We start from the raw sequence: 5,835 nt of genomic DNA on the forward strand, positions 1-5,835 counted from the left end.
GTGCAAAACATGGATGTTTTGCTCAAGCCTACAGGGACGTATTCACGGCGTGTCCCGGCAGGTGCCTCCCCGTTTGTTCATGCACCCGTATCAACGGGCCGGACAGAGATCAGCGGTATTGACGGAGTTCCATCTTGGCAACGGAATCCAGATGCACCTCATCCGGTCCGTCGGCCAGACGCAGGGTGCGAACCTTGGCCCAGGCGGAGGCCAGGAAGGTGTCCTGACTGACGCCCGCGCCGCCGTGGACCTGGATGGCCCGGTCGATAACCTTCAGTGCCATGCTCGGTGCTACCACCTTGATCATGGCGATTTCCTGGCGGGCCACCTTGTTACCGACGGTGTCCATCATGTGGGCCGCTTTCAGAGTCAGCAGGCGCGCCTGCTCGATTTCCAGCCGGCTGCGGGCAATGTCCTTGCGGATGGAATCAAAGTCGGACAGCTTGCGGCCAAAGGCCTCGCGGGCATTGGCCCGCTTGCACATGGCTTCCAGTGCCCGCTCGGCCACGCCGATGGTGCGCATGCAATGGTGAATACGGCCCGGCCCCAGGCGGCCCTGGGCAATCTCGAAACCGCGGCCCTCACCCAGCAGCATATTGCTGGCCGGCACGCGCACGTTGTCGTATTGAATCTCTGCATGGCCATGGGGCGCGTGGTCGTACCCGAACACGTGCAGCGGGCGGACCATCTTCACGCCGGGGGCGTCCAGCGGCACCAGGATCATGGACTGCTGCTTGTGCTTTTCCGCGTTCGGGTCGGTCTTGCCCATGACAATGGCAATCTTCGAAGTGGTGGTCATGGCACCGGAGGACCACCACTTGCGGCCATTGATGACGTACTCGTCGCCCTCGCGCCGGATCTCGCAAGCGATGTTGGTGGCATCGGAGGAGGCCACATCCGGTTCGGTCATGGAAAAGCAGGAACGGATTTCGCCGGCCAGCAGCGGTTTCAACCACTGGTCCTGTTGCTCCTCATTGCCATAGCGGGCAATGGTTTCCATGTTGCCGGTATCCGGCGCCGAGCAGTTGAACACCTCGGGGGCCATCTCGGAGCGGCCCATGATTTCGCACAGGTGCGCGTATTCAAAGTTGGACAGGCCGGCACCGAACTCGCTGTCCGGGAGGAACAGGTTCCACAGACCGGCGGCTTTCGCCTTCTGCTTCAGTTCTTCAATGATGGGAACCGGTGCCCAGCGATCCTCGGCTTCTTCCACCTGATGGTGATGCTTCTCTTCGTTCGGATAGATGTAGGCATCCATGAACTCGGTTAACTCGGCCTGCAGCTTTTTAGCCTTGTCAGACAGCTCGAACATGTCCGTTTCCTCTCGTTGATTGTGTCCTGACTGCCCCCTCTTGCGCGGCAATCATGGTGGTTTGAATCCGGCCAATCAGATTGGCACGCCCTCGGGTTTATCGCTCCCGGAGCGGATCCGGAAGGTGCCTTCACCGATGGCAAGCAGGTTGCCCTGATCGTCATGGACCTCACCGGTGCTGTTGAAAATACGGGTGCCGCCGGCGCGCTTACGCCCTGTTACCCGGATCACGCCGCCCGAGCACTGACCAGTGAAGGTGGTGGTCAGGGACAGGGTGATCGCCTTGCGCATGCGCCCCGGGTAAGGGCAGTAAGTACCGGCCTGGGCCAGGACGATATCCAGCAGGGAGGTCAGTACACCGCCGTGGATCACGCCGCCCAGGTTCAGGTGCCGGGATTCCAGCGCCAACTCGATCACCGCTTCGTTCTCTTCCCAGGACACCTGGCGGTAGCCCAGCAGGCTGTGGAAACCGGGCAGGTCCTGGCCCCCCGCAATGTGCAGCTTTTCCTCACTCATCAGACTTTCATTCCTGGCAGGTTAAGGGAGGCGGTATTGCCGCCATCCACCGCCAGGGCCTGGCCGGTGATGTAACTGGCGTCGTCGCTGGCAAGGAACAGGATGGCAGCGGCAATCTCCTCGGGATTGCCGTAACGGCGCAGCTCGCACCGGGAGCCCAGCTTGTGGGCTTTCTCGTGGGCGCGGGCGTAATCGAAGACGGCGCGGGTCATGCCGGTTTCCACCAGGCCGGGACAGACGGCGTTGACCCGGACATTGTCCCCGCCCAGGTCACAGGCGGCGGTCATGGTCAGGTTGATCACCCCGGCCTTGGAGGCACTGTAGGCATTGCCCCCGGCACCGGAGCGGATGCCGGCCACCGAGGCGGTGTTGACGATGGCACCGAGCTTGCGGGCCTGCATATGCGGCGCGACATGCTTGATGAATAGCATGGTGCCGATGAGGTTGACCGCCAGCACCTTGTCCCATTCCTCACGATCGTTACCGGTCACCGGCGGGTGACCACCGGAGGTGCTGGCAATGCCGGCGATGTTGCAGAGCACGTCGATCTGGCCAAAGGTCTCCATGGTTTCCGCCACCAGATCCTTCACCTGGCTTTCGTCGGCCACGTCCACCAGATGGCGCTGGTAGCGAGCGTCCTCGGGCATGGCGCTCTCGGTCTCAAGCAGGCCGGCCTCGGACACATCGACCATCACCACCGAGGCGCCCTCCCGGGCCAGACGGACGGCGGTGGCACGGCCAATGCCGCTACCGGCACCGGTGACGACGGCTATGCGCTGGTCAAATCGCGCCATGGAATCGCTCCTCGTTTTCCGCATTTGTTGTTGTGATCGCGTTCTTATGGTTTCGATAATTTGTCACGCCTTCCGGTTTTGAGTCAATATATTCGAAAGGAAATTTCATCTAGTAAAACACAACGACGCCGGAAGACAGGAAAATGAAAAATACAACTAACGACATGCCGGTCTACGCCCCGGTCACCGCCGGTGAAACCATGGAAGCCATCGGCCACAGGATTCAGGGTTACCGAGACAGTCAGGGAGACAAGACCGCCCTTATCGATGAACGGGGAGAGGTGACCTGGACAGACCTGATCAGCCAGGTAAACCGGATTGCCAACCGCCTGCGGCAGGCCGGTCTCGAGCCGGACGACTGCGTGGCGGGTCTGTCGGAAAATACCCGGGAATACGTCGCCCTGTATCTCGGCACCCTGGTGGCGGGCGGCTGCATGGTGCCGCTCTCGGGTATGGCCAGCGGCGAGGCCCTGACCCTGATGATCCGGGACTGCAGCGCCCGCTTCCTGTTTGTGTCCGGCAAGAACCGGGCGCTCTGGTCCGGGATCCGCGAGTCCGTGGACCTGCCTTCAGACGGCGTGATTGGCCTGGACACCGGGGAGGTGGGCCAGCCACTGGAGCAATGGCTGGGTGATATGACTGATCAGGCAGAGCCGGCACCGGTCACCCTGGACGATCCTTTCAACATCATCTACAGCTCGGGCACCACCGGCACCCCCAAGGGCATCCTGCACGACTACCGGTTCCGCCAGCGCCAGATGGTCCGGATGAGCCGGTTCGGGCTGGATGGCGACGCCATCAACCTGGTCTCCACACCTCTTTATTCCAACACCACCCTGGTCTCGGTCTTACCGACCCTGTTCCACGGCGGCACCCTGGTACTGATGGCGAAATTCGATGCCCATCGATTCCTGGAGCTGGCAGAACAACATCGGGTTACCCACGCCATGCTGGTGCCGGTGCAATACCAGCGCATCCTGGCGGTGCCGGATTTCGACCGCTTCGACCTGTCCAGCTTCAAGCTCAAGCTGTGCACCAGCGCCCCTCTGCGGGCGGATGTCATTGCCGAAGCCATGCGACGCTGGCCGGGTAATATCCGTGAGGTCTATGGTCTGACCGAGGGCGGCATCTCCACCAGCCTGGACTGCGCGGCCCATCCCGACAAATGGGATTCCGTGGGTGTGCCCACCGAAGGCGCCGAAGTCCGGGTGATCGATGACGAGGGCCGGGAACTGCCCCGGGGCGAAACCGGGGAAATCGTCGGCCGGGCCATTTCCATGACGCGCGGTTACGTCAACCGTCCCGAACAGACCCGGGAGATGCTCTGGAGCAGCCCGGAAGGCCTGGTGTTCTATCGCAGCGGGGATATGGGCCGGATCGATGAAGACGGGTTTATCTACATCCTCGACCGTCGCAAGGACATGATCATCTCCGGCGGCTTCAACATCTATGCGGTGGATCTGGAAAAGACCTTGCTCGGCCACCCGGCCATCGCGGATGTGGCAGTGATCGGAATACCCAGCGAGCAATGGGGCGAGACACCCCTGGCACTGGTGGTGAAGGCTCCGGGCCACCCTGATACCGAAACGGAGCTGCTGGACTGGGCCAACCAGCGGCTGGGCAAGACCCAGCGACTGGCGGCAATCGAATTGCGGGAGGAACTGCCCCGCTCCACCATCGGTAAAGTGCTGAAACGGGAGCTGCGGGAGCCCTACTGGACCCGCTAGCGGCGCTGGGATCCCGCCAGGGCCTGCCGGCAATCGTCGGAGCGCAGGCGCTCGGAGAACACCGCTCGCTCGCGCTCCAGCGCTTCCCTGGCCTGATCCCGCCAGGGGGCCCGGATCAACCGCTTGCTCGCCCTGAGCGCCTCCCGGGGCTTACCGGCCAGTCGCTGAGCCAGCTCGAGAGCTGCAGTCACCGCGGTACCGTCATCCACCACCTTGCTGACCAGGCCACAGTCCCGGGCCTCGACACCGTCCATGACCTCCCCGAATAGCAGCAGCTCAGCCGCCCGGCGGGCACCGAGGTGCAGGGGCATGGTGACCGTGGAGGCCGCCTCGGGCACCAGACCAAGATCGACAAAAGCCGTCTTGAACGTTGCAGATCGACCGGCAATCACCGAGTCGCAATGCAGAAGCAGAGTAGTGCCAATGCCGATGGCAATCCCTTCCACGGCGGCAATGACCGGCGTGTCGCAGTCCATCAGGCTCTCGATAAAAGCCAGTCCGGCTGAGGGCTGTGGATTCGGATCGGTTGCACGGGCGCGAAAATCGTCAAGGTCATTGCCGGCAGTGAAGACATCGCCATGCCCGGAGATGACGATGGCATTGACCGTCTTGTCAGCCGCCGCCTCGCGAATATGCCGGCTCAACAGCCCGTACATTTCGCGGGTCAGCGCGTTCTTCTTCGCCGGGCGGTTGATGGTGAGGTGTACCACGGCCTCCGCCTGATGCATGTCGATCATTGAGCTATCCTTCCAGAACATTACGTTGATGTTTGAGGTAAAAACATCCTATTGCAAAAGCCGGATGTTGTGATAGATTCAGAGAACATAAATTCACCCTGCAGTTAAGAGTTCTGCAGAGTGAAACTAAAAGCAAGGCCAATACAACAACGAAAGAGGCACAGCCATGAACCTCATAATGCAAGCACGCAAGAAGCTGACCGTTTACGCGTCCGCCCTTACCCTTGGCGTTTCTGCCGCCCTTGCTGCCACCCCGGCAGCGGCCCAGGAGACCTTCACCTGGAAGGTGCAATCCCACTGGCCCGGTTCCAGCAGCTCCTACACCGACAGTCTCGGCCGCATCAAGCGGGTTCTGGAAGAACGCACCGATGGTCGCCTGAAGCTACAGCTCTATGAAGCCGGTGCCCTGTTCAAGGCCAAGGAAACCTTCAACGCGGTCAGCCGCGGCATTCTGGAAATGGGCACCATCTCGCCCTCCTACGCCCAGGACAAGGTCTCCCTGGCAGGTATTGCGTCCGGCCTGCCCTTCGCTTTCCGTAATGTCTGGGAGGCAGCCTACTTCCACCAGAACATGGGCTTCGAGCAGATGCTGCGTGATGAAGCCGCCGAGCACGGCGTCTACTGGGCAACCGACAAGGTTTACCCGACAGAAATGGTCGTCAAGAAGCCCATTGAGAGCTGGGAAGACTTCACCAGCCTGAAGATCCGCTCCTCGGGCGCCCTGCAGAACTTCCTGACCGAGGCCGGTG

General features: G+C 61.7%; 5 protein-coding genes and 1 pseudogene. 2 read left to right on the forward strand and 4 right to left on the reverse strand.

The genetic code is table 11. The features are described 5' to 3' along the window. Positions 1-109: 109 nt before the first annotated feature. The 3 genes from ACESMW_RS18160 to ACESMW_RS18170 form a co-directional block, all read right to left on the reverse strand. Positions 110-1,312, reverse strand: coding sequence for an acyl-CoA dehydrogenase family protein (locus tag ACESMW_RS18160; protein ID WP_372988384.1), 1,203 nt, complete (start codon positions 1,310-1,312; stop codon positions 110-112). Positions 1,313-1,387: 75 nt separating this feature from the next. Then, positions 1,388-1,828 (reverse strand): PaaI family thioesterase, encoded by a 441-nt coding sequence (locus ACESMW_RS18165; protein WP_372988385.1) that lies wholly within the window; start codon positions 1,826-1,828, stop codon positions 1,388-1,390. Then, positions 1,828-2,622: an SDR family NAD(P)-dependent oxidoreductase gene (locus ACESMW_RS18170; protein WP_372988386.1), complete on the reverse strand. Its 795-nt coding sequence runs from the start codon at positions 2,620-2,622 to the stop codon at positions 1,828-1,830. The genes ACESMW_RS18165 and ACESMW_RS18170 overlap by 1 nt, the downstream gene beginning before the upstream one ends. Positions 2,623-2,765: 143 nt before the next feature. Between ACESMW_RS18170 and ACESMW_RS18175 the strand changes: the two genes are divergently transcribed. Continuing rightward, positions 2,766-4,349, forward strand: a complete 1,584-nt coding sequence (locus ACESMW_RS18175) for a class I adenylate-forming enzyme family protein (RefSeq protein ID WP_372988387.1) — start codon at positions 2,766-2,768, stop codon at positions 4,347-4,349. Here the strand turns inward: ACESMW_RS18175 and ACESMW_RS18180 are convergent. After that, positions 4,346-5,086, reverse strand: coding sequence for an enoyl-CoA hydratase/isomerase family protein (locus tag ACESMW_RS18180; RefSeq protein ID WP_372988388.1), 741 nt, complete (start codon positions 5,084-5,086; stop codon positions 4,346-4,348). The two genes, ACESMW_RS18175 and ACESMW_RS18180, sit on opposite strands and share 4 nt — an antisense overlap. 166 nt (positions 5,087-5,252) lie before the next feature. On the opposite strand from ACESMW_RS18180, the pseudogene ACESMW_RS18185 reads away from it, so the two are divergent. Continuing rightward, positions 5,253-5,835, forward strand: a pseudogene (locus ACESMW_RS18185) (twin-arginine translocation pathway signal protein); the annotation flags it as partial.

This window comes from Marinobacter sp. (assembly GCF_041690455.1).
Taxonomy (GTDB): Bacteria; Pseudomonadota; Gammaproteobacteria; order Pseudomonadales; family Oleiphilaceae; genus Marinobacter.